Here is a 21,083-nt window from a genome sequence, read left to right as displayed (position 1 = left end):
CATTCTACCTGAATCGGGGCTCCAGCAGGCCGGCAATTTCACCGTGGAAGCACTCTGCACAACATTTGTTGCGATCTTGCGGCTCAAGCCCGGCAAAGCTTTCGCCGCCTGCTGGCAAAAGGCTAAGCTACAGACAATTCAGTGCCGGCCCTTGCCGGCGCTTGTCCTGTTTTCATGTGCCCGGATGCCTCATGCGCAGTCGCCTTTTCAGTGTCTTGTCCTGTTTGCTGCTTTCCGCCGCTGCCGCCCAGTCCGCCCAGGCGGTGGACCTGTCCACCCAACGCCAGTACTACGATGAGGCCAAGCGCGCCTTGGCCAAGGGCGATACCGGCCCGTACTTTCGCTACAGCCAGGCCCTGGCCGATTATCCGCTGGAACCTTACCTGGCCTACGACGAACTCACCGCCCGGCTGAAGACCGCGAGCAACGCCGAGATCGAGAAATTCCTCGCCGAGCACGGCGACCTGCCCCAGGCCAACTGGATGAAGCTGCGCTGGCTGCGCTGGCTGGCCGAACGCGGCGACTGGGCGACCTTCGTCAAGTACTACGACCCGAAACTCAATTTCACCGAACTGGACTGCCTGAACGCGCAGTACCAGATCAGCCACAACAAGAAGGCCGAGGGCTACGCCAACGCCGAGAAGCTTTGGCTGACCGGCAAGTCGCAGCCCGCCGCCTGCGACGCGCTGTTCGGCATGTGGGCCGCCGAAGGCCAACTGACCGAGCAGAAGCGCTGGGAACGGGCGAAACTCGCCGCCCAGCACCGCAATTACCCGCTGGCCAACAGCCTGGTCAACGGCCTGACCACCCTCGCCCCGCGCGGCCGCCTGCTGGTGGACGTGGCGCAGAAGCCAGAGCTGCTCAACCAGCCTTCGCGCTTCATCCCGGCGGACGAGCCGATGTCCGACGTGGTGAGCCTCGGCCTGCGCCGCCTCGCCCGCCAGGATCCGGACAAGGCCATGGCCCTGCTCGACGGCTATGCCAGCAGCATGCATTTCTCCCGCGACGAAAAGGTCGCGATCGCCCGGGAAATAGGCCTGACCCTCGCCCGCCGCTTCGACAGCCGCGCCCTGGACGTGATGACCCAATACGATCCGGAACTGCGCGACAACACCGTGTCGGAATGGCGTCTGCGCCTGCTGCTGCGCCTGGCCCGCTGGAACGACGCCTATCAGCTGACCCGCCGCCTGCCGCAGGACCTGGCCACCACCAACCGCTGGCGCTACTGGCAGGCCCGCAGCCTGGAACTGGCGCAACCGCAGAACCCGGAAGCCCAGACCCTGTACAAGAATCTGGCCCGCGAGCGGGACTTCTACGGTTTCCTCGCCGCCGACCGCTCCCAGTCGCCCTACTCGCTGGTCAACAAGCCGCTGGTGCTGAGCCAGGCAACCATCAACAAGGTGCGCAACACCCCGGGCGTGCGCCGCGCCCTGGAATTCCACGCCCGCGGGCAGATCGTCGACGGACGGCGCGAGTGGTATCACGTCAGCCGCCATTTCAGCCGCGACGAAATGGTCGCCCAGGCCAAGCTGGCCTACGACCTGAAATGGTACTTCCCGGCGATCCGCACCATCAGCCAGGCGCAATACTGGGACGACCTGGACATCCGTTTCCCGATGGCCCACCGCAATACGCTGGTGCGCGAAGCCAAGGTGCGCGGCCTGCATTCGAGCTGGGTGTTCGCCATCACCCGTCAGGAAAGCGCCTTCATGGACGACGCCCGCTCCAGCGTCGGCGCCAGCGGCCTGATGCAACTGATGCCCGGCACCGCCAAGGAAACCGCACGCAAGTTCAGCATCCCGCTGGCCTCGCCCCAGCAGGTGCTCGATCCGGACAAGAACATCCAGCTCGGCGCCGCCTACCTGAGCCAGGTTCACAGCCAGTTCAACGGCAACCGCGTGCTCGCCTCCGCCGCCTACAACGCCGGTCCGGGCCGCGTGCGCCAATGGCTGCGCGGTGCCGACCACCTGAGCTTCGATGTCTGGGTCGAAAGCATCCCGTTCGACGAAACCCGCCAGTATGTGCAGAACGTGCTGTCTTATTCGGTGATCTACGGCCAGAAGCTCAATTCGCCGCAACCGTTGGTGGATTGGCACGAGCGTTACTTCGACGACCTGTGAGCCGAAGCTGCAATTGTGTGAAATGAAAATGCCCGCATCCGATGCGGGCATTTTTCATGGCGTCCTGCCGGGCCGACGGCTCAGTCGGTTACCGGGGCAGTCGAATCATGAACACCATCGCTGAACTGCAGCGCCGCCAACCGCGCATACAGCGGATTGCCGGCGATCAGCTCCTGGTGCGTGCCGATGGCCACCAATTTGCCCTGATCCAGCACGGCGATGCGGTCGGCGTTTTTCACCGTGGCCAGACGGTGGGCGATCACCAGTGTGGTGCGGTTGCGCATCAGGCTGGGCAGCGCCTGCTGGATCAGGTGTTCGCTCTGGGCGTCGAGGGCGCTGGTGGCTTCGTCCAGCAGCAGGATCGGCGCATCCACCAGCAACGCCCGGGCGATGGCCAGGCGCTGGCGCTGGCCGCCGGACAGGCCCAGCCCGCCGTCGCCCAGGTGCGTGCGGTAGCCGTCGGGCATGCGCTCGATGAAATCGTGGGCGTGGGCGATCCGGGCGGCCTCCCTGACTTGCTCCGGCGTCGCGTCGGGGCATCCATAGCGAATGTTGTCCTCGACGCTGCCGAAGAACAGCGCCGGGCTCTGCGACACCAGCGCGAAGCAGCGGCGCAGGTCCAAGGGATCCAGGCTCGTGAGCGGCACGCCGTCGATCAAGATCCGGCCTGCGTCGGGGTCGTAGAAACGCAGCAGCAGGTCATACACCGTGGACTTGCCGGCGCCTGACGGCCCCACCAGCGCCAGGGTCTCCCCCGCCCTGACCGTCAGGCTCAAGCCATCGACGGCGAAGCTGTCGGGACGCGAGGGGTAGGAAAAACGCACATCCTGCAGGGTCAGTTCACCCTTGACCCGCTCCGGCAACGTCACCAGACCGTTGGCCGGCGGCTGGATGATGTTCTCCGAGCGCAACAGCTCGGCGATGCGCTCGGCGGCACCGGCCGCCCGCTGCAGCTCACCGATCACCTCGCTCAAGGTGCCGAAGGCGCTGCCGACGATCAGGCTGTAGAACACAAACGCCGCCAGCTCGCCGGCGGAGATCCGCCCGGCGATCACATCCATGCCGCCGACCCAAAGCATCACCGCCACGGCCCCCAGCACCAGCACGATCACCAGGGTGATCAGCCACGCCCGCTGGAAGATCCGCTTGCGCGCCGTCTCGAACGCCTGCTCGACGGTGGTTGCGAAGCGCTGCTCGTCCTGCACCTGGTGGTTGTAGGCCTGCACGGTCTTGATCTGGCCCAGGGTTTCGGACACGTAACTGCCGATGTCGGCGATCCGGTCCTGGCTCAGGCGCGACAGGTTGCGCACCCGCTGGCCGAAAACGAGGATCGGCGCAATCACCAGCGGCAAGGCGATCACCACGATGCTGGTGAGTTTGGGGTTGGTGATGAACAACAGCACGATCCCGCCCAGCACCATCAGCAGATTGCGCAGGAACAGCGACAGCGACGAGCCGATCACCGATTGCAGCAGCGTGGTGTCGGCGGTCAGCCGGGACTGGATCTCCGAGCTGCGGTTGTTTTCGTAGAAGCCCGGGTGCAGGTAGACCAGATGGTTGAACACCTGCCGGCGGATATCGGCCACGCAGCGCTCGCCGATCCACGACACCAGATAGAAGCGCGTGAACGTGCCCACGGCCAGCCCGAGCACCAGCAGCATGAACAGGCCGATGGATTGGTTGAGCAGGTGCGGCGACTGGGTCATGAACCCCTGGTCGACCAGCAGGCGGATGCCCTGCCCCATCGACAGGGTGATGCCGGCGGTGACGATCAGCGCCAGCAAGGCGCCGAACGCCTGCCAGCGGTAAGGGGCCAGGAACCGGTTGGCCAGGCGCAGGGCCCGGCGGTGTCGCGGGGAAAGCATCGGGATCATTCGGGTTCACGTCTTGTGCAGGTGAATGGGATCAGCCTACACGCTGAAATGGGGTGGAACTGTGCGAATCACAACGAGTCAGGTTAATTATGACCGTCACGACTAGGGGCTAGACGCTAATGGTCTAATCTCACGGTTGAGGCACACCGCCATTTCTGTTTGAGTGGAGTTGCCGTCCCGGACAGACCGCAGGGAGTTGTCACAGCCTGGTCACCTGACGGTTCTACCCTAGGCACACAACCTGATGAGGAGACAGGCCATGTCCTTGCAAAACAGCAGCGACGACAAGATTCAAGTGATCCGCACCAAGCCCGGCCAAGCTCTGGGTTGCTCGATCATCGACGAGGACGGCCGCGAAGTGCCGATCACCGAAGAGATGATCCAGAAGGCCTGCCGCGAACTGGATCAGCGATTGGTCAAGCCTGCCGAACAAAAGTGATGTCGCCACCGTCTTCCTGACCCGGCCCTGATGGCCGGGTTTTTTATGCCTGACGGCCAAGGGCCGCAGCGCACTCACTGGCGATGAGGCCGACCCGGTTGATCAAACCGCCACGGCCCCCAACGCCGCCACGATCTGCCGCAGGGCCGGGGACTCGCCCTCGATCCTGACCTTGAGCCCTTCGATCTCGCGCCGCACCGGATACCCCTTGCGCAACGCATCGAACGCCGCCCGCTGTGCGCCGACATCGTCCACCAGGCTGCGCCGGAAGTCCGCGTCGTCCCGGCGCGGGTCGTACACGCCGCGGCACAGCGCCGCCAACGCCCAGGCCGGGTCGGTGTCGGCATGCAGGGTCATCTGAGTCAGCCACGGCGCCGGCAACAGGTCTTCGAGACGGAGGCTGGCCGGATGACCGATGACGTCGCAGTAGGCCTGATAGATCTGCGCCGTACCGCGCTGTTTGCCGTCGAGGCTGTAGCCGGCGATGTGCGGTGTCGCCAGCACGCAGAGGTCGGCCAGCGCCAGATCCACCTCGGGCTCGGCCTCCCAGACGTCGAGCACCGCTTGGAGGTCTTCGCGGGCCAGCAGCACCTCACGCAGCGCGGCGTTGTCGATCACCGGGCCACGGGCCGCGTTGATCAGCCAGGCGCCGGGCTTGAGCCGCTGCAGACGCCCGCGGTCGAACAGGTGCCAGGTCGCGCCGTCGCCGGTGCGGGTCAACGGGGTGTGCAGGCTGATCACGTCGCACTGCTCGATGATTTGCTCAAGGCTCACGTAATCGCCGCCTTCGGCGGCCTGGCGCGGCGGGTCGCAGACCTTCACGTCCCAGCCCAAGCCCTTGAGCACCTTGACCAGACGCCCGCCGACCTGGCCGGCGCCGACCACGCCATAGGTACGCCGGCCAAGATCCGCGCCTTCGATGTCGGCGAGGGTCAGCAGGCTGCCGAGCACGTAGTCGACCACGCCCCGGGCGTTGCAGCCGGGGGCGCTGGACCAGGCGATGCCGGCTTCGGCGAAGTAGTCCAGGTCCAGATGATCGGTGCCGATGGTGCACGTGCCGACGAAGCGCACGTTGCTGCCTTCGAGCAGGGCCCGGTCGACGTTCGTCACCGAACGCACCAGCAGGACATCGGCCCGTTCGACCGTGGCGCGGTCGATCGCGCGGCCCGGCACCCGGCGGATCTCGCCGAAACCGGCAAAGAAGGCATCGAGCAGCGGGATGTTTTCGTCGGCGACAATCAGCATAGAGGGGCTCCTTGGGCGGATCGGCAGTGTAGGCGCTGGCACTGCGATGAGCCAGCGGACATTGCGCCCCCAGGGCCCCATCGCCCCCATGCCGCGATTACAAATCCCCAACACGGGATTTTTCCTGACCGATGCGTCAGCGGCGTAGAATGCGCCGCCCTGCGCATCAATCCTTGGACGCTTTGCCTGTGAACTCCGTGACCCAACGCCCCGCCGCCGTTTCCCCCGACCGCCCCGCCCGGATCCGTCTGGAGCTCAAGAGCCTGCTCGGTCTCGCCCTGCCGATCATCATCGCGCAACTGGCGACCACCGCCATGGGCTTCGTCGATGCAGTGATGGCCGGCCGCGTCGGGCCCCGGGACCTGGCGGCCGTGGCCCTGGGCAACTCGATCTGGGTGCCGGTGTTCCTGCTGATGACCGGCACCCTGCTGGCGACCACCCCGAAAGTCGCACAGCGCTTCGGCGCCGGCACCCACGGCGAAATCGGTCCGCTGGTGCGCCAGGCGCTCTGGCTGGCTCTGACGGTGGGGCTGATGGCGACCGCGATGCTGGTCTGCGCCGAGCCGGTCCTGCACCTGATGAAGGTCGATCCGGAACTGATCGGCCCCTGCATGCAATACCTGCACGGCATCGCCAGCGGCCTGCCGGCGGTGGCGCTCTATCACGTGCTGCGCTGCTTCAGCGACGGCCTGGGCCGCACCCGTCCGGCCATGGTGCTGGGCCTGTGCGGCCTGGCCCTGAACATTCCGCTGAACTACGTGTTCATCTACGGCCATTTCGGCGTGCCGGCCATGGGCGGCGTCGGCTGCGGCTGGGCCACGGCGATCGTGATGTGGGTAATGGCGCTGGGCCTGGCCGGCTATGAGCGCTGGGCGCCCGCCTACAAGTCCAGCGAACTGTTCAGCCGTTTCGACTGGCCGCAATGGGCCGTGATCAAGCGCCTGCTGGCCATCGGCCTGCCGATCGGCATCGCCGTGTTCGCCGAATCGAGCATCTTCGCCGTGATCGCCCTGCTGATCGGCAGCCTCGGTGCCACCGTGGTGGCCGGGCACCAGATCGCCCTGAACGTCAGCTCGCTGGTGTTCATGATCCCGTATTCGCTGGGGATGGCCGTGACCGTGCGGGTCGGTCAGGCCCTGGGGCGCGGGGAGCCGCGTGAAGCGCGCTTCGCCGCCGGAGTCGGCATGGGCAGCGCGCTGGCCTACGCGTGCCTCTCGGCGAGCATGATGCTGTTGCTGCGAGAGCCGATCGCGGCGATCTACACCGCCGACCCGACGGTGATCCACATCGCGGCGATGCTGATCGTGTATTCGGCGCTGTTCCAGTTCTCCGACGCGATCCAGGTCACCGCCGCCGGGGCGCTGCGCGGCTACCAGGACACCCGGGTGACGATGATCCTGACCCTGTTCGCCTACTGGGGCATCGGCCTGCCGGTGGGTTACGCCCTGGGCCTGACCGACTGGCTCGGCGAGCCCCGGGGCCCGAGCGGCCTGTGGCAGGGCCTGATCGTCGGCCTGAGCTGCGCGGCGCTGATGCTGTCGGTGCGGCTGATCCGCAGCGCCCGCAAGCGCATTCGCATCGGCCATTCGGCGGTCTGAGGCCCGTTCCGCCGAAACAAAAAACTGAGGGAGCCAGCAGGCTGGCTCCCTCAGTGGTTTTTGGGATCGGATCAGGCGTTCAGCCTTGCTTCTTGCGGATCCAGTACAGGTAGGTGCCGGCCTCTTCGCGCTGGTCCACCAGTTCGTGGTCAAGGAACACGCAGAACTTGGGGATGTCGCGGCGGGTCGAGGGATCGGTGGCGATGACCTTGAGCAGGCCGCCGGGCACCAGGTCGCGGATGTGCTGGTGCAGCATCATCACCGGTTCCGGGCAATTGAGGCCGGTGGCGTCGAGGGTGCCGTCCACCGGGGTGTCGATCATTTCACTCATGGTTCACTCCTGAAGCAGGCCGGCATTGTCGCGCATTGCCGGGCGTGTGGCGAGCGCTCGGGCGCGGGCTCCCGTCGGGCGGTAGAGGCTCCGGGGGGAGCAAGCTCCCTCGCCGCCATTCATCGCCGTCATCCGCGGGATTTCGGCTTTTTCGCATCGTGCCGGCGCAGGTGGCAGGTCACTTCCTCGCGGTCGTGGTACAGCTGCTTGCAGCCGATGTCGACCTTGACGCCCCGGGCCTTGAAACCGTCGGCGATGCGTTCGAGCAGGCGTTTGACTTCGGCGTAGCGCTGCTTCATCGGCAGCTTGAGGTTGACCACCGCTTCCCGGCAGTGGCCCTCGCCGACCCACTCATCGAGCATCGCGGCGTTGCGGGCCGGTTTTTCGACGATGTCGCAGACCATCCAGTCCACCGGCTGCCTGGGCTTGAAGGTGAAGCCGTCGGCCATCAGGTGCTGCACCAGGCCGGTGTCCATCAGGCTTTGCGCCATCGGGCCGTTGTCGATAGCCGTCACCAGCATGCCCCGATTGACCAGTTGCCAGGTCCAGCCGCCCGGCGCCGCACCCAGGTCCACACCGGTCATGTCGCTGTGCAGGCGCTCTTCCCACTGGTCACGCGGGATGAAGTGGTGCCAGGCCTCCTCCAGCTTCAGGGTCGAGCGGCTCGGCGCCTCCCGCGGGAACTTCAGGCGCGGAATGCCCATCGGCCACATCGCCGAGTTGCCGGCGTCGGCCAGGCCGAGGAACACTTCGCGGCCGCTCTTGAAGGTCAGCAGCAGACGCGGCTTGCCGGCGTCGTCCACCAGCTTGCCGGCGCCGGTGAGCGCCTTGCGCAGCGGCGCCTCGAATTTCTTGCAGAAGTTCGACAGTTCCTTGCCGTCGTTGGTGTCCAGCACTTCCAGCCACAGGCTGCCGCACACCGGGAATTCGGCCATATGGGCGAGGATCACGCTGATGCGGTCGGTTTCCGGCAAGTCGATGAAGACACCGCGCGCCCATTGGCGCGGGAAGATCAATTCGGCGAAACGCTGGCCGCGCATCAGCCGTTCGGCGCCGTCGGCTTCGCTGCACACGAACTCGGCGCAAGCGCTGGACGGCTTGGCCTTGGCGTAGCCGGCCACGTTCAGCCGGGCGGCGAGGTCGGAAATCTCGGAGCAGACTTCGCCTTCGAAGCCTGGCCGGCAGTGCATGAATAGGGTGTTCATTGAATCTCCTGGGCAACTGGCAATGGGTCGATGCGCAAACTTGCCCTGTAGCAAAGCCTGTCACGAAAACCGGCGCATGATAGCCGAGTTCGGAACCTTGGTTCTGTCTATAGAGTCGAGTGATTAGCCAGCTACCGGAAACGGGGCTAGGTTTAAAGCTCAGTTCGTCCCCTCAATCCGTAGCCGTGCGGATTCAAAGGAGTGATCGCAATGCCGTCCCTCGATAGCCTGAACACCCTCAAGACCCTGCAGGTCGACAACAAGACCTATCACTATTTCAGCTTGCCGGAGGCCGCCAAAAGCCTGGGCGACATCGACCGGCTGCCGATGTCGCTCAAGGTGCTGCTGGAAAACCTGCTGCGCTGGGAGGACGGCAAGACCGTCACCGGCGCCGACCTCAAGGCGATCGCCGCCTGGCTCAAGGAGCGTCGCTCCGACCGCGAGATCCAGTACCGCCCCGCCCGGGTGCTGATGCAGGACTTCACCGGCGTGCCCGCCGTGGTCGACCTGGCGGCGATGCGCGCCGCCGTGGCCAGGGCCGGCGGCGACCCGCAGCGGATCAACCCGCTGTCGCCGGTGGACCTGGTGATCGACCACTCGGTGATGGTGGACAAATTCGCCACCGCCAGCGCCTTCGAACAGAACGTCGACATCGAGATGCAGCGCAACGGCGAACGCTATGCCTTCCTGCGCTGGGGCCAGAGCGCGTTCGACAACTTCAGCGTGGTGCCGCCGGGCACCGGTATCTGCCACCAGGTCAACCTCGAATACCTGGGGCGCACGGTATGGACCCGGGACGAGGACGGCCGCACGTATGCCTTCCCGGACACGCTGGTCGGCACCGACTCCCACACCACCATGATCAACGGCCTGGGCGTGCTCGGCTGGGGCGTCGGCGGGATCGAGGCGGAAGCGGCGATGCTCGGCCAGCCGGTGTCGATGCTGATCCCGGAGGTCATCGGCTTCAAGCTCACCGGCAAGCTCAAGGAAGGCATCACCGCCACCGACCTGGTGCTGACCGTGACCCAGATGCTGCGCAAGAAAGGCGTGGTCGGCAAATTCGTCGAGTTCTACGGCGACGGCCTCGCCGACCTGCCGCTGGCCGACCGCGCGACCATCGCCAACATGGCCCCGGAATACGGCGCCACGTGCGGATTCTTCCCGGTCGATGACGTCACGTTGCAATACCTGCGCCTGTCCGGCCGTCCCGCCGAGGTGGTCAAACGCGTCGAGGCCTACACCAAGGCCCAGGGCCTGTGGCGCCTGCCCGGCCAGGAGCCGCTGTTCACCGACAGCCTGGCGCTGGACATGGGCAGCGTCGAAGCCAGCCTCGCCGGCCCCAAACGGCCGCAGGACCGCGTGGCGCTGCCCGACGTCGGCCAAGCGTTCAGCGACTTCCTCGACCTGCAGTTCAAGCCCGCCAGCAAAGACGAAGGCCGCCTGGAAAGCGAGGGCGGCGGCGGTGTGGCGGTGGGCAACGCGGACATGGCCGGCGAAACCGACTACGAGTTCGAAGGCAGCACCTATCGCCTGAAAAACGGTGCGGTGGTGATCGCCGCGATCACCTCCTGCACCAACACCTCCAACCCGAGCGTGATGATGGCCGCCGGCCTGCTGGCGAAAAAAGCCGTGGAAAAGGGCCTGACCCGCAAGCCGTGGGTCAAGAGCTCGCTGGCGCCGGGCTCCAAGGTGGTCACCGACTATTACCGGGCGGCGGGGCTGACGAAATACCTCGACCAACTCGGTTTCTCGCTGGTCGGCTATGGCTGCACCACCTGCATCGGCAACTCGGGGCCGCTGCCGGAGCCGATCGAGAAAGCCATCCAGCAGGCCGACCTGACCGTGGCGTCGGTGCTGTCCGGCAACCGCAACTTCGAGGGCCGGGTGCATCCGCTGGTCAAGACCAACTGGCTGGCCTCGCCGCCGCTGGTCGTTGCCTACGCGCTGGCCGGCAGCGTGCGCACCGACATCAGCCGCGAGCCGCTGGGCGAAGACGCGCAAGGCCGTCCGGTGTACCTGCGCGACATCTGGCCCGGCAGCCAGGAGATCGCCGACGCGGTGAACCAGGTCAACACCGCGATGTTCCACAAGGAGTACGCCGAGGTGTTCGCCGGCGACGAGCAGTGGCAGGCCATCCAGGTTCCGCAGGCCGCGACCTACGTCTGGCAGGCGGACTCGACCTACATCCAGCACCCGCCGTTCTTCGACGACGTCGCCGGGCCCTTGCCGGTGATCGACGATGTCCGGGGGGCGCGGATCCTGGCGCTGCTGGGCGATTCGGTGACCACCGACCACATCTCCCCGGCCGGCAACATCAAGGCCGACAGCCCGGCCGGGCGCTACCTGCGCGAACTGGGCGTGGAACCGCGGGACTTCAACTCCTACGGCTCACGCCGAGGCAACCACGAAGTGATGATGCGCGGCACCTTCGCCAACATCCGGATCCGCAACGAAATGCTCGGCGGCGAAGAAGGCGGCAACACGCTGTACATCCCCACCGGCGAAAAACTGGCGATCTACGACGCGGCCATGCGCTATCAGGCGTCGGGCACACCGCTGGTGGTGATCGCCGGCCAAGAGTACGGCACCGGCTCCAGCCGCGACTGGGCGGCCAAGGGCACCAACCTGCTGGGCGTGAAGGCGGTGATCGCCGAGAGCTTCGAACGCATCCACCGCTCCAACCTGGTGGGCATGGGCGTGTTGCCATTGCAGTTCAAGGTGGATCAGAACCGCAAGAGCTTGAACCTCACCGGCCGGGAAACCCTGGACATCCAGGGCCTGGGCGGCGCGGAACTGACGCCGCGGATGAACCTGACGCTGGTGATCACCCGGGAGGACGGCCGCCAGGAAAAGGTCGAGGTGCTGTGCCGCATCGACACCCTGAACGAGGTGGAGTACTTCAAGTCCGGCGGGATCCTGCATTACGTGCTGCGGCAATTGATCGCGTCCTGAGGGCGCACGCCCTTGTGAAAAGGGAGCTTGCTCCACCCTGGGATGAGGACACTGGCTCTCCCTTTGTGGCGAGGGAGCTCGCTCCCGCTGGCGCGCGCAGCGGGCCCAATAAAAGAAGGCCTGCTGCGCAGTCCAGCGGGAGCAAGCTCCCTCGCCACAAGGGCACTTTTTCTGCAGACGAAAAAAAACCCGCCGAAGCGGGTTTTTCCCAAGACCATTATCGACTCCCTGTCGGCAGCGATCCTTGCTCATGGTCGATCATCCATGATCCTGAAACACTCCCTGTGCTTCAGTTGATGTGGCTAGATTACGCATCGGATCCAATCCGCAAAAGTCGAAAAAGCTACCAGTGCGTGTAAGACATTCGCTATAGCACCCCTTCCGAAATCCCCTACACCTGTCAGGCTTCGAGCGCCGAGGCCGCCAACTGCGCGACTTGCAACTGCCCGGCAGCGGCTTGGCGGTCGTCATCCTCCAGGAACCACGCGGCCGACAGGCCGGCGAACGCCAGCACCCATTGCAGCAGCCGCCGACGTTCCAGCCCCGCCGCCTCGGCGATCACCTCGACCTGCCGGCGGAACCGTCCGGGATCCCCCGCCGTCGGCAGCTCGGGGTTGCAGATCAGGTTGGCGTAGTCATATCCACGCTCGCCGCGCACCCGCTTGGGGTCGATGGCCAGCCAGCCCCGGGGCCCGAAATCGAGCACGTTGTCGTGGTGCATGTCGCCGTGCAGCACCACCACGTCCTGCGGCTCGGCGAGCAGGGCTTCGGCGGTGCGCAGGCTCTTCACGTACGGCCCGCCATGGCGCTCGGCCGCCTGGCGCAGGGACGCGAACCACGGCGCCAGCTCCACCAGCGGCGGAGGCGGAGACGGACGCGGGGCATGCAGGCGCGCCAACGCCGAGCAAAGAATGCGGCTGGCCTTGTCGTCCTCGCCGTTGAGCGCCATGCGCATCAGCGAACGGCGACCCATGGCCCGCTCCAGCAGCAGGCCGTCGCCGTGGTGGGCGATCACCCGCGCCGCGCCCTCGCCGTCCCACCAGGTCATCAGCAGGTTGCCGAACTTCTCTTCGGCGTCCACGGCCACCTTGAGCATCGCCGGGGTGTCGCCCTGGCGCACCGGCAGCAGGCGGCTGCCGGGGGTGATGACCGGCTCGCCGTCCGGCACCAGCGCCCAGCGCTGCAGCCAGGGTCCGTACACGTCGCGCTCAGCCACCTTCACGCTCGCGGGCCCGTTCGCTTTCGGTCAGGAAATGCTCCAACCGGCTCAATTGCTCTTCCCAGCCACGGCTGTCCATGTAGTAGGCCTCCTTCTGGCGCACGTCGGGAATGTGCGCAAAGCCCGATTCTGACACTTTCAGCAACGTGCCGTTTTCATAGTCCTGCAGTTCGAACTTGACCAGCGTGGTCGGCTCCTGGGAGTAGTCGATCTTGGGGTTCACCGCGTAGGGGTGCCAGCGGAACGAAAACAGCTGCTGCGGCTCGACCCGCTCCACCAGCACGTTCCACAGCACGTGCTCGTAGCCGGGGTACGTGACCTGCCCTTGCGTCCATTCGCCGGCGATGAACCGCCGGCCTTCCAGCGCCACGCCGAACCACTGGCCGAACGCTTCGGCATCGACCAGCGCGCGCCAGACATGGGGGCGCGGCGACCTGAGCGTGATCTTGCGTTCAAAGCTATTGGGTACTGGTTTCATACGTCACCTCCTGTTTTGAACACTAGGCCTGTTCGACCACATGTCCAATGCGAAGTTGTATCAAACATCGCAGCCGTTGCGGCTAAACTCCACAGTCCCTTGACGCAGACACCGAGAGAACCCATGCACCCACGCCTGCTTCTGGCCCTTGCGCCGCTGCTTGTCACCCCGCTCGTCCACGCGGCCGCCGATTGCGCCAACGCCAGCGACCAGTCGACCATGAACCAGTGCGCAGCGCAGGAAAACAAGGCGGCGGACAAGGAACTGAACGCGGTCTACCAGCAGATCACCGCGCGCCTGAAGGACAATCCCGAGGGCAAGAAGCTGCTGGTGGGCGCCCAGCGGGCGTGGATCGGATTCCGTGATGCCGAGTGCAAGTTCTCGGCGTCCGGAGTGACAGGCGGGAGCGTCTATCCGCTGATCTACAACAACTGCCTCACCTCGGTGACCAAGGCGCGGACCGAGGCGCTCAAGCAGTACCTGAAATGCGAGGAAGGGGATCTGGGTTGCCCGGTTCAGCCTTAAGCCGCAAGTCGCAAGCCGCAAGCTTGAGGCTTAAAGCTTGCAGCTTGCAGCTTATTACCGAACAAACACCTGCGCCGTGGTGATCGCCATGTCCCCGCCCGGCAGCTTGATGCTGCCGGTCTGCTTCAGGGTCTCGGCATCGAAGATCGCCACGTCGTTGAAGGTGCCGGCCAGGTAGATCTTGCTGCCGTCCTTATTGAACGAAATGCAGTAGTAGGAATGGTCCAGGCTCGCCGCCTGGATCAGTTTCTTCTGCTTGATGTCGTACTTGGCCAGGCGGTTGAGCACGCCGAACATCAGGTTCGGATCCTTGGGCGAGCGCATGCCGCTGAAGTAGATCTCGGTCAGCGGGCCGAAGTCGGTGGTTTCGGTCTTGCCGGTCTTCAGGTCGACGCTGAACAGGCCGTACAGGTACTCGGCCGTGGCCGGATCCTGCTTCTTGTCCTTGAACTTCGCCGCCGTGTAGAGCAGCGAGAAATCATGCCGGTAGGTCTGCTGGTTCCACACATAGAGCACGTCCGGCGCACTGTAGTCGGGGCGTTTCCAGTGGCGGCTGGGGATCAGCACGTCGAACTTGCCGGTCTTCACGTCGACCTTGTACACATCGGCCCCTGCCACATACAGCGTGCCGTCGTCGCCGCTCTGCATGATCGTCAGTTGCCGCGGCGCCGGGAAGCTGCGCACCGGTTTGGCGTTCATCCCGGCGTCGGTCGCGTACACGTCCAGGCGCGGCTGCTTGACCTCGTAGCGGTCGTTGAGCATCTGTGTCGGGTTGGCGATGGCGTACAGTTCCTTGCCGTCGTGGCTGACGGTGAAGGCGAACATCGAACGCGCCTTTTCCCCCGGTTGCTGGGTGATGCTGGCGTGGAACACCTGTTTGCAGGTGTCCAGCGCCACGCCGTAGACATCGGCGTAATGGTTGTTCAGCACGTACGCGGTCTTGCGGTCCGGCGACAGCTGCACGGTGCCGGGGCCGAAGGCGTCGGGCATCTTGCAGGTCTTGAACAGGCTGTCGGTGGCCAGGTCGATGACGTGCAGGTTGTTCGGGTAATTGGTGGTCAACATGTATTCGTGACCGTCTTGCAACGCAGTGTTCTCATCGGCCAGAACGCTGAGCGAACAGGTGCTCAGGACGGCGAACGCGGCCAGGCCGCAGGCTTTGATGCTGTGCATGCTGGAATCCTTTGTCTGACCGATCATTTGTCTTTGGGGAAGACCGTGCCGAGGTTGCGCCAGTTGTCGTTGGACGCCTGGGCATCCTTGTTCCAGTCCGGGTAGGTGCTCATCATGTCCGGCACCTGGGCCGGCCACCAGCACGGGTCGGAGCAGCCGTACAGGTCCGCCTCCATCGGCTGGCACAGCGACGACACTCCGCCGAACGCATCGATTTCCCAGCCCGGATCCGTGGTCGAGGCGCAGCCGGCGACGGAACTCATCGCCACCACCTCTTCGATGCGGTTCTCGGCCGCGGCCTGATCGAGCTTCTGCGCTTTGTTGTTGATTGCCTTGAGATGTTTCATGTCAGTGAGCCTTGCGCGGAGTGATGTAGCGGCTGATGAACGCAGGGTTGCCGGCCATGATCCGGGTGTAGACCTCGATGCCGAAGTCCACCCAGTCACGCATCAGTTCGCAGTAGTGATAGGTCGGGTGGGCCGGATCGCCGTAGCGGGCGTAGCTCTCGTGGTAGCAGCCGCCGGAGCAGAGGTTGCGGATCCGGCAGTCGTGGCAGCCGGTGTCGGTGCGGTCCAGGCGCCGGGACAGGAAGTCGTTCAGTTCCACCTGTTTCACGCCGCCGTGGACGTTGCCGAAGGTCGGCAGCGACGAACCGGTGAAGCGGTGGCACAGGTTCAGCTCGCCCTTGTGGTCCACCGCCAGCATCTTCAGCCCGGCACCGCACGGCAGCGCTTTCTTGTGGCCCTCATGGATGTCGGTGATCAACTGGTGCAGGTTGGAGAAACCGATGTTGCGGTGCTCCAGCGCCGCTTCCAGGTAACGCCGGCCCAGCTTCTTCATGTTGGCGAACACCTCGACCAGCTCGGCGCCGGTGAGGTTGAAGCTGCTGATGTCGCCCGAGGTCACCGGCGCGAAACCGACCTCGGCAAAACCCAGCTCGTTGAACAGGTGATCCCAGATGGTCTCCACGTCGGTGACGCCGGTGGTCAGCGTCACCCGGGCGCCGACCGGACGGCTGTCGTAGCGCGACAGCAGCATCTGCGCCTTGCGCCGCACCACGTCATAGGTGCCCTGCCCGCCCACCGTGATGCGGTTGCGGTCGTGCACGGTCTTGGGCCCGTCGATGCTCACCGACAAGCCGAAGCGGTGGGCGTTGAGGTAGTCCACGGTCTCTTCGGTGAGCAGCGTGGCGTTGGTGGTCATGACGAACTCCACCGACTTGCCGGCCTCGCCGAAACGCTTTTCGCAGTAATCGACCATGTACTCGATGAGCTTGCGGTTGCTCAGCGGTTCGCCGCCGAAGAACACCACGGTGTACCGCTCTTCGTCCGGCGACTCGCGCAGCAGCATTTCCACCGAGGCGACGGCGGTGTCCACGTCCATCTTCTTGCCGGCGGACGGCTTGTCGAGGTCTTCCTTGTAGCAGTAGGTGCAGCTCAGGTTGCAGCCGGTGTTGACGTTGAGCACCACGGTGTTGATGGCCGTGCGCTCGACCCGTTTGGCGGCGATGTCCGGGGTCAGCGGCGAGCCGTCGCTGACCAGTTCCAGCGAGATCAGCTCGCGCAGGGTCTCGTGGATCTCCTCGCCGTCGAACCGCGCGCCGAGGCGCCGGACCAAGTCTTCCGGCGAGCAGCCGGAACCGCGCAACGCGTCGATGATGGTGCCGGTCAGCTCGTCGCTGGCGAACAGCGAACTGCTGGGGATGTGGAACAGCATGCGGTCGGCGTCCACGTGCACTTCGTGCAGGTTGCGCTCGACCAGGTTCAAGATGGCGCCCATTGCAAACCTCCTGTGCAGGCCCCGCTTGGCGGGGCCGGCGGTCATTCCGAAAAAAGTGTCTGAAGCCCGTGCGTTCAGGCCGCCTCACGGAATGGGTGGATTGTTCCAGCGTTGCACGGTGACGATCAGGTGGCCTTCGCCGCTCAGGGACTTGCCTGCATCGTCGACGGCGGCGATCACCTTGAGGTTGCCGGCGTTGTTGGTGGACATCTTGCGCGCCGGGTTCGGCCCGGCATCGCCCGGTGTGAACACGCCCGCGTCGCCCTGCATGGTGCCGGCGAACTTGACGTCTTCGTCCTCCTTGGCGCGCTCGTCGAAGGCTTCGACCTTCCACTGCGCCGGGAACACACCGATGCGGTACGGCTTGCCGTCGGCGCCCTTGCCCCAGGCTTCGGCGTCGAAACGGCCCTGGACCTTCGGCGTCGAACCGCCGCCCTCGCCGATCCGCGCCACCGAAAACGCCGGCACCACCCTGACCGAATCGATCGCGCCATACACCGCCAGGCTCGGGCCCTTCAGGCCGCCGACGCTGACCGTCCGCAGGCCTGGCCGGGCATCGGCCGCTGCCTTGACCTTGACTTTGATCCGGTCGGCGCCTTGCTCAAGCACGTCGAGCACCTGCACGCCCTTGCCGAAGTCCGGCTTGCCGTTCAGGCCGCTGCCGATCAGGGTCACTTCGGCCTCGCCGCCGGCCTTCACGTAACCCGGCTGCACCGCCAGCAGACGCTGGGAGCCCTGCTTGGCGGCGATGAAATCCAGACCCCGCTCATCGTGCTCGGCCTCGAACATCCGGCCTTGCATGGCCGTGCCCTGGGCGGCGAACACCTGGCGCATGGTCACGCCGTCGATGGTGACGTTGCCGCGCCATTCGTAGCCGCTGTAGAGGATGGCGCTGCCGTCGCCGTTGAACGGGCTGCCGTCGGCGTACTGGCCTTTGACGCTGACCTTGAAGGTGTCGCTGCCGTCGGCGGTGACGCTCATCACCCCGGCCAGTTCGCCCTTGCCCGGCAGGTGACCGCTGAAGCTCCAGTCCCCCGCCAGCGCCTCGGCCTTGGGTGCGGCCTTCAGCCAGGCCTGCCACGCCGGATTGTCCAGCGCGTAGCGCTTGGCCAGCAGCGGCACCATCTCTTTGCGGGCGATGTCGAACCAGTCGCGGTCACGCGCCAGCGCCTGGTACTCCAGCGACGGCCATTGGCCGAGGTGGAAATTCACCAGCCGCTCCCATTCCCGGGCCGGACGCCGTTGCAGGGCGACCCGCGCACCGGAGTGGCAGCGCCCGCACATCTGCGCGGTCTTTTCGTCGAACTGCTCCACCGTGTTGAGCCGCCGCTCCAACGCATAGCGCACGCCATCGGTTTCGCTGGGCGCCAGGCCCTGGGTGTCGGCCAGGTATTTGACCAGCGTGCGCCGGTCCTCGTCGCTGATCTGCAGACCGTGCATGGTCTGCATGCGGGCGATGCTCATCAGCCAGCCTTCCGGGGTCTTGCGCTGGTGGCTGATGCGGCTCAGTTTGTCGCCGGTTTCGGGGGTGTGGCAGCCCTGGCAGGTTTCCCTGAGGATGCTCTGGGCATCCCGGGCCGCCAGGCTGTGCGGCGAATGCAGGGCCACGCAGGCGGCCACGGCCAGCAGGCTGGCGCCCATGCCTGATCGGAGTCTTCTCTTCATCAACGTCGAACCTCTCGCACGGTGCTTTCTTATTGTTGTGGCTTATCGTTTTTATGGTTTCTGCCGTCGGCGGCGCTGCGCGGACGGAGGCAAGCGAAACGTCTGAGCTGAGCAATACACAGAGCGTGCCAGCTTGCGGGCAGGCTTTGCGATCAAGCAGTTACGCGGGCACCACCGTGTCCGCCCCCTGCCGGCGACGGGTGCGCGCGTCCAATTTCGCGACAGCTGTTGCAGTGTGAGACAAGCACACCGGCCGCACCGCCGGCGCCGCGACCGACGACTGACACCCCGATATCAAAGTGCCTGCTACGCTTGCTGTTCGCACAGCCAGTGCGTCACGCCTCACACCACCGAAAACCTGAGGAATGGATCATGGGATCACATGGAAAGGGTCACGGCTGCACCCATTGCGGCTGCGAAAACCCGGTATGGAACGCGCTCAAGCACACCGTCGACCTCAAGGCCTTCGCCGGCAAGGCCGCCGGCCTGCTGCCGGAGCCCGGCAGCGAATCGCTGGTCTTCACCGGCGGCACCATCTACCCCCTGATTGACGGCGACATGACCCAACGGGTCGAGGCGTTGGGCATCCACGGCGGCGACGTGGTCGCCTCGGGCAGCCTGGCCGAGGTGCAAGCCCGCATGAAAGCCCGGGGCATCCGCTACCAGACCCGCCCGCTGGGCGGCAAGACCCTGTTGCCGGGCCTCATCGAACCACACGCGCACATCGTGCAGTCCTGCGTCATGGAAGGCTGGGCAGACCTGGGGCCGATCGAGGAGAAAACCCAGAAGCTCAAAGACCCCTATGACTGGGCCTGGCTCAAGGAAACGATCCAGGCCAAGCTCGCCACAGCGGATTTCGCCGATCGATCGCGTTGGTTCCTGGGCCGCATGGTGGATCCGGCGCTGATGCCGTTCACCGAATCCGGGCAGCCGGGCGTGCTGAATACGCTCACCGCGTTCTACTGCAAGGCCGATTTCGCCAAGGACACCGACACCACCGACACCACCGGCAACCTGGACAGCATCGTGTCCGACCGGCCGCTGCTGATGATCAGCGCCTCCATGCACACCGTCTACCTCAACACCGCCGCCTGCGACGTGGTGTATCACCATCAGAACAAGGCCAGCCAGGCGCTGCGCGACACCTACAAGACTTATGAGAATTTCCTGTCGGTGACCAAGGGCAACCTGCAGGAAGAGGCCGGCATCACGCCCGCCCTGCTGTCGATCCCGCTGGTGCAGGCGCTGGATGTGGTGAACATCTTCAAGTACATGAAGGACTATTTCCAGACGGCGTCCAGCCGCGGCATCACGCTGCTGTATGACGCGATGGTGGATCCGACCTCCAAAATGATCCTGGAAGCCTACGGCCTGACCCACCCGCGCAACCTGCGCATCGGTTATGCGGCCTCCTGCAACGGCGTGGACTTCAGCCACATCCCGCCGTACAAGCCGGTGACCAAGGAAGCCGCCCGGCACTTCTACCAAGGCTCGGTGAAACTGGTGTCGGATGGCTCCAACCAGGGGCTGACCGGCTATCAGGCCGCTCCGTACTGCTGCGAAACCGACCGGCCGGTGGGCAACTTCAACTTCTGCGACCCGGGCCCGGACAACACGACCCCGCAAGCCCTCCCCGACGCCTACCAGACTACCCTGAACAGCGCCGTGGCCACCGGCTGGCCGCTGATGATCCACGCCAACGGCGACCGGGCCATCGAGTTCACGCTGCAGGCCTACAAAACCGCGCTGAAGGGCAAAAGCGGCCTGGACAAGCGTCACCGCATCGAGCACTGCTCGCTGCTCACCCCGCGCACCCTGGATCAGTTGCAGAGCGTGGGCATTTCCCCAAGCTTCCTGATCGGCCACGTCGGCTACTGGGGCTACGCGTTCGAGAACGCCATTTTCGAAGACAAGGCCACGCGCATGCTCGACCTGTGCCAGGACGCGCTGGACCGGGGCCTGCGCATCTCCCTGCACAGCGACTGCACCGTCACGCCGCTGGGCCCGCTGCGCTCCATGGAGCAGGCCGTCACGCGCAAAATGGAAGGCAAGCGTGAGAACGGCAAATTCATCACGGATGCCGCCCGTCAGCCCGTGCTCAACGAAGGCCAGTGCCTGACCCGGCAGCAGGCGCTGAAAGCCATCACCTACGACGCGGCCTGGCAGTGCCATGCCGACCAGTGGGCCGGTTCGCTGAAGGACGGGCATTTCGCCGATTTCGTGATCCTGGACCAGGATCCGCTCGACGAAAAAGTCCCGGCCAGCAAGATCCGTGAAATCACCGTGAGGGAAACCTGGAAGGGTGGACACAAAGTCTTCGCCCAATAACCGCCGCTGACGGCGCGGACGTCCGGCAGGCAGGCCGCACGTCCGCGCCCGATCAGCGGCAACCGGCCACAGGGCAGTTCATCGCCCGGCGATTGACGTGCCCCCCGTCCCGGCGCGAAATGGTTGTTCACCCAGTGCTGACAGGGAGATGC

At 65.4% G+C, this 21,083-nt stretch carries 16 protein-coding genes; 6 read left to right on the top strand and 10 right to left on the bottom strand.

Annotated features, from left to right (window positions below; genetic code table 11):
- Window positions 1-191: 191 nt before the first annotated feature.
- On the top strand, window positions 192-2,120 hold the full coding sequence (locus KVG96_RS06250; protein WP_217891248.1) for a transglycosylase SLT domain-containing protein: 1,929 nt from the start codon (window positions 192-194) through the stop codon (window positions 2,118-2,120).
- Between the two features lie 80 nt (window positions 2,121-2,200).
- Here KVG96_RS06250 and KVG96_RS06245 read toward each other — a convergent pair whose 3' ends face one another.
- The gene (locus KVG96_RS06245; protein ID WP_217891247.1) at window positions 2,201-3,994 is read right to left on the bottom strand and encodes an ABC transporter transmembrane domain-containing protein; all 1,794 of its coding nucleotides are present in this window, start codon (window positions 3,992-3,994) and stop codon (window positions 2,201-2,203) included.
- Window positions 3,995-4,253: 259 nt separating this feature from the next.
- Here KVG96_RS06245 and KVG96_RS06240 point away from each other — a divergent pair, with 259 nt between their 5' ends.
- A complete protein-coding gene (locus tag KVG96_RS06240) occupies window positions 4,254-4,433 on the top strand; it encodes a PA1571 family protein (RefSeq protein ID WP_085584577.1) in 180 nt (59 codons plus the stop codon).
- 102 nt (window positions 4,434-4,535) lie between these two features.
- On the opposite strand, the gene pdxB is transcribed toward KVG96_RS06240, so the two are convergent.
- Entirely contained in the window at window positions 4,536-5,678 is a 1,143-nt protein-coding gene (pdxB, locus tag KVG96_RS06235) for a 4-phosphoerythronate dehydrogenase PdxB (RefSeq protein ID WP_217891246.1), read from the bottom strand.
- Between the two features lie 188 nt (window positions 5,679-5,866).
- Between pdxB and KVG96_RS06230 the strand changes: the two genes are divergently transcribed.
- On the top strand, window positions 5,867-7,276 hold the full coding sequence (locus KVG96_RS06230) for an MATE family efflux transporter (RefSeq protein WP_217891245.1): 1,410 nt from the start codon (window positions 5,867-5,869) through the stop codon (window positions 7,274-7,276).
- Window positions 7,277-7,355: 79 nt separating this feature from the next.
- Here KVG96_RS06230 and tusA read toward each other — a convergent pair whose 3' ends face one another.
- A complete protein-coding gene (gene tusA / locus KVG96_RS06225; protein ID WP_217891244.1) occupies window positions 7,356-7,607 on the bottom strand; it encodes a sulfurtransferase TusA in 252 nt (83 codons plus the stop codon).
- A 128-nt stretch (window positions 7,608-7,735) separates the two neighbouring features.
- Complete coding sequence (gene rlmM / locus KVG96_RS06220) at window positions 7,736-8,812, bottom strand: 23S rRNA (cytidine(2498)-2'-O)-methyltransferase RlmM (protein WP_217891243.1); 1,077 nt, start codon at window positions 8,810-8,812, stop codon at window positions 7,736-7,738.
- Window positions 8,813-9,022: 210 nt separating this feature from the next.
- On the opposite strand from rlmM, the gene acnA reads away from it, so the two are divergent.
- Complete coding sequence (acnA, locus tag KVG96_RS06215; protein WP_217891242.1) at window positions 9,023-11,764, top strand: aconitate hydratase AcnA; 2,742 nt, start codon at window positions 9,023-9,025, stop codon at window positions 11,762-11,764.
- A 400-nt stretch (window positions 11,765-12,164) separates the two neighbouring features.
- On the opposite strand, the gene KVG96_RS06210 is transcribed toward acnA, so the two are convergent.
- A complete protein-coding gene (locus KVG96_RS06210) occupies window positions 12,165-12,965 on the bottom strand; it encodes an aminoglycoside phosphotransferase family protein (RefSeq protein WP_217891241.1) in 801 nt (266 codons plus the stop codon).
- Window positions 12,966-12,972: 7 nt separating this feature from the next.
- Entirely contained in the window at window positions 12,973-13,461 is a 489-nt protein-coding gene (locus KVG96_RS06205; protein WP_217891240.1) for an SRPBCC family protein, read from the bottom strand.
- Window positions 13,462-13,584: 123 nt separating this feature from the next.
- On the opposite strand from KVG96_RS06205, the gene KVG96_RS06200 reads away from it, so the two are divergent.
- The gene (locus tag KVG96_RS06200; protein WP_217891239.1) at window positions 13,585-13,986 is read left to right on the top strand and encodes a lysozyme inhibitor LprI family protein; all 402 of its coding nucleotides are present in this window, start codon (window positions 13,585-13,587) and stop codon (window positions 13,984-13,986) included.
- Window positions 13,987-14,040: 54 nt separating this feature from the next.
- Here KVG96_RS06200 and peaD read toward each other — a convergent pair whose 3' ends face one another.
- The 4 genes from peaD to peaA form a co-directional block, all read right to left on the bottom strand.
- Window positions 14,041-15,159, bottom strand: a complete 1,119-nt coding sequence (gene peaD / locus KVG96_RS06195; RefSeq protein WP_217891238.1) for a quinohemoprotein amine dehydrogenase subunit beta — start codon at window positions 15,157-15,159, stop codon at window positions 14,041-14,043.
- A gap of 23 nt (window positions 15,160-15,182) precedes the next feature.
- Window positions 15,183-15,506, bottom strand: coding sequence for a quinohemoprotein amine dehydrogenase subunit gamma (qhpC, locus tag KVG96_RS06190; protein WP_033061173.1), 324 nt, complete (start codon window positions 15,504-15,506; stop codon window positions 15,183-15,185).
- A gap of 1 nt (window position 15,507) precedes the next feature.
- The gene (gene peaB, locus KVG96_RS06185) at window positions 15,508-16,938 is read right to left on the bottom strand and encodes a quinohemoprotein amine dehydrogenase maturation protein (RefSeq protein ID WP_217891237.1); all 1,431 of its coding nucleotides are present in this window, start codon (window positions 16,936-16,938) and stop codon (window positions 15,508-15,510) included.
- 84 nt (window positions 16,939-17,022) lie between these two features.
- Window positions 17,023-18,603, bottom strand: coding sequence for a quinohemoprotein amine dehydrogenase subunit alpha (gene peaA / locus KVG96_RS06180; protein WP_217891236.1), 1,581 nt, complete (start codon window positions 18,601-18,603; stop codon window positions 17,023-17,025).
- Between the two features lie 372 nt (window positions 18,604-18,975).
- On the opposite strand from peaA, the gene KVG96_RS06175 reads away from it, so the two are divergent.
- Window positions 18,976-20,931 (top strand): amidohydrolase, encoded by a 1,956-nt coding sequence (locus KVG96_RS06175; RefSeq protein WP_217891235.1) that lies wholly within the window; start codon window positions 18,976-18,978, stop codon window positions 20,929-20,931.
- Window positions 20,932-21,083 lie beyond the last annotated feature (152 nt).

Source organism: Pseudomonas ekonensis (assembly GCF_019145435.1).
GTDB lineage: Bacteria > Pseudomonadota > Gammaproteobacteria > Pseudomonadales > Pseudomonadaceae > Aquipseudomonas > Aquipseudomonas ekonensis.
Note: the sequence above shows the minus strand (reverse complement) of the source record. Positions and strands in the feature narration are given on the sequence as shown.

Coding starts and splice junctions, on each gene's coding strand:
- KVG96_RS06250 (WP_217891248.1), top strand. CDS start 192: ATGCGCAGTCGCCTTTTCAGTGTCTTGTCCTGTTTGCTGCTTTCCGCC.
- KVG96_RS06245 (WP_217891247.1), bottom strand. CDS start 3,994: ATGATCCCGATGCTTTCCCCGCGACACCGCCGGGCCCTGCGCCTGGCC.
- KVG96_RS06240 (WP_085584577.1), top strand. CDS start 4,254: ATGTCCTTGCAAAACAGCAGCGACGACAAGATTCAAGTGATCCGCACC.
- pdxB (WP_217891246.1), bottom strand. CDS start 5,678: ATGCTGATTGTCGCCGACGAAAACATCCCGCTGCTCGATGCCTTCTTT.
- tusA (WP_217891244.1), bottom strand. CDS start 7,607: ATGAGTGAAATGATCGACACCCCGGTGGACGGCACCCTCGACGCCACC.
- rlmM (WP_217891243.1), bottom strand. CDS start 8,812: ATGAACACCCTATTCATGCACTGCCGGCCAGGCTTCGAAGGCGAAGTC.
- acnA (WP_217891242.1), top strand. CDS start 9,023: ATGCCGTCCCTCGATAGCCTGAACACCCTCAAGACCCTGCAGGTCGAC.
- KVG96_RS06205 (WP_217891240.1), bottom strand. CDS start 13,461: ATGAAACCAGTACCCAATAGCTTTGAACGCAAGATCACGCTCAGGTCG.
- KVG96_RS06200 (WP_217891239.1), top strand. CDS start 13,585: ATGCACCCACGCCTGCTTCTGGCCCTTGCGCCGCTGCTTGTCACCCCG.
- peaD (WP_217891238.1), bottom strand. CDS start 15,159: ATGCACAGCATCAAAGCCTGCGGCCTGGCCGCGTTCGCCGTCCTGAGC.
- qhpC (WP_033061173.1), bottom strand. CDS start 15,506: ATGAAACATCTCAAGGCAATCAACAACAAAGCGCAGAAGCTCGATCAG.
- peaB (WP_217891237.1), bottom strand. CDS start 16,938: ATGGGCGCCATCTTGAACCTGGTCGAGCGCAACCTGCACGAAGTGCAC.
- peaA (WP_217891236.1), bottom strand. CDS start 18,603: ATGAAGAGAAGACTCCGATCAGGCATGGGCGCCAGCCTGCTGGCCGTG.
- KVG96_RS06175 (WP_217891235.1), top strand. CDS start 18,976: ATGGGATCACATGGAAAGGGTCACGGCTGCACCCATTGCGGCTGCGAA.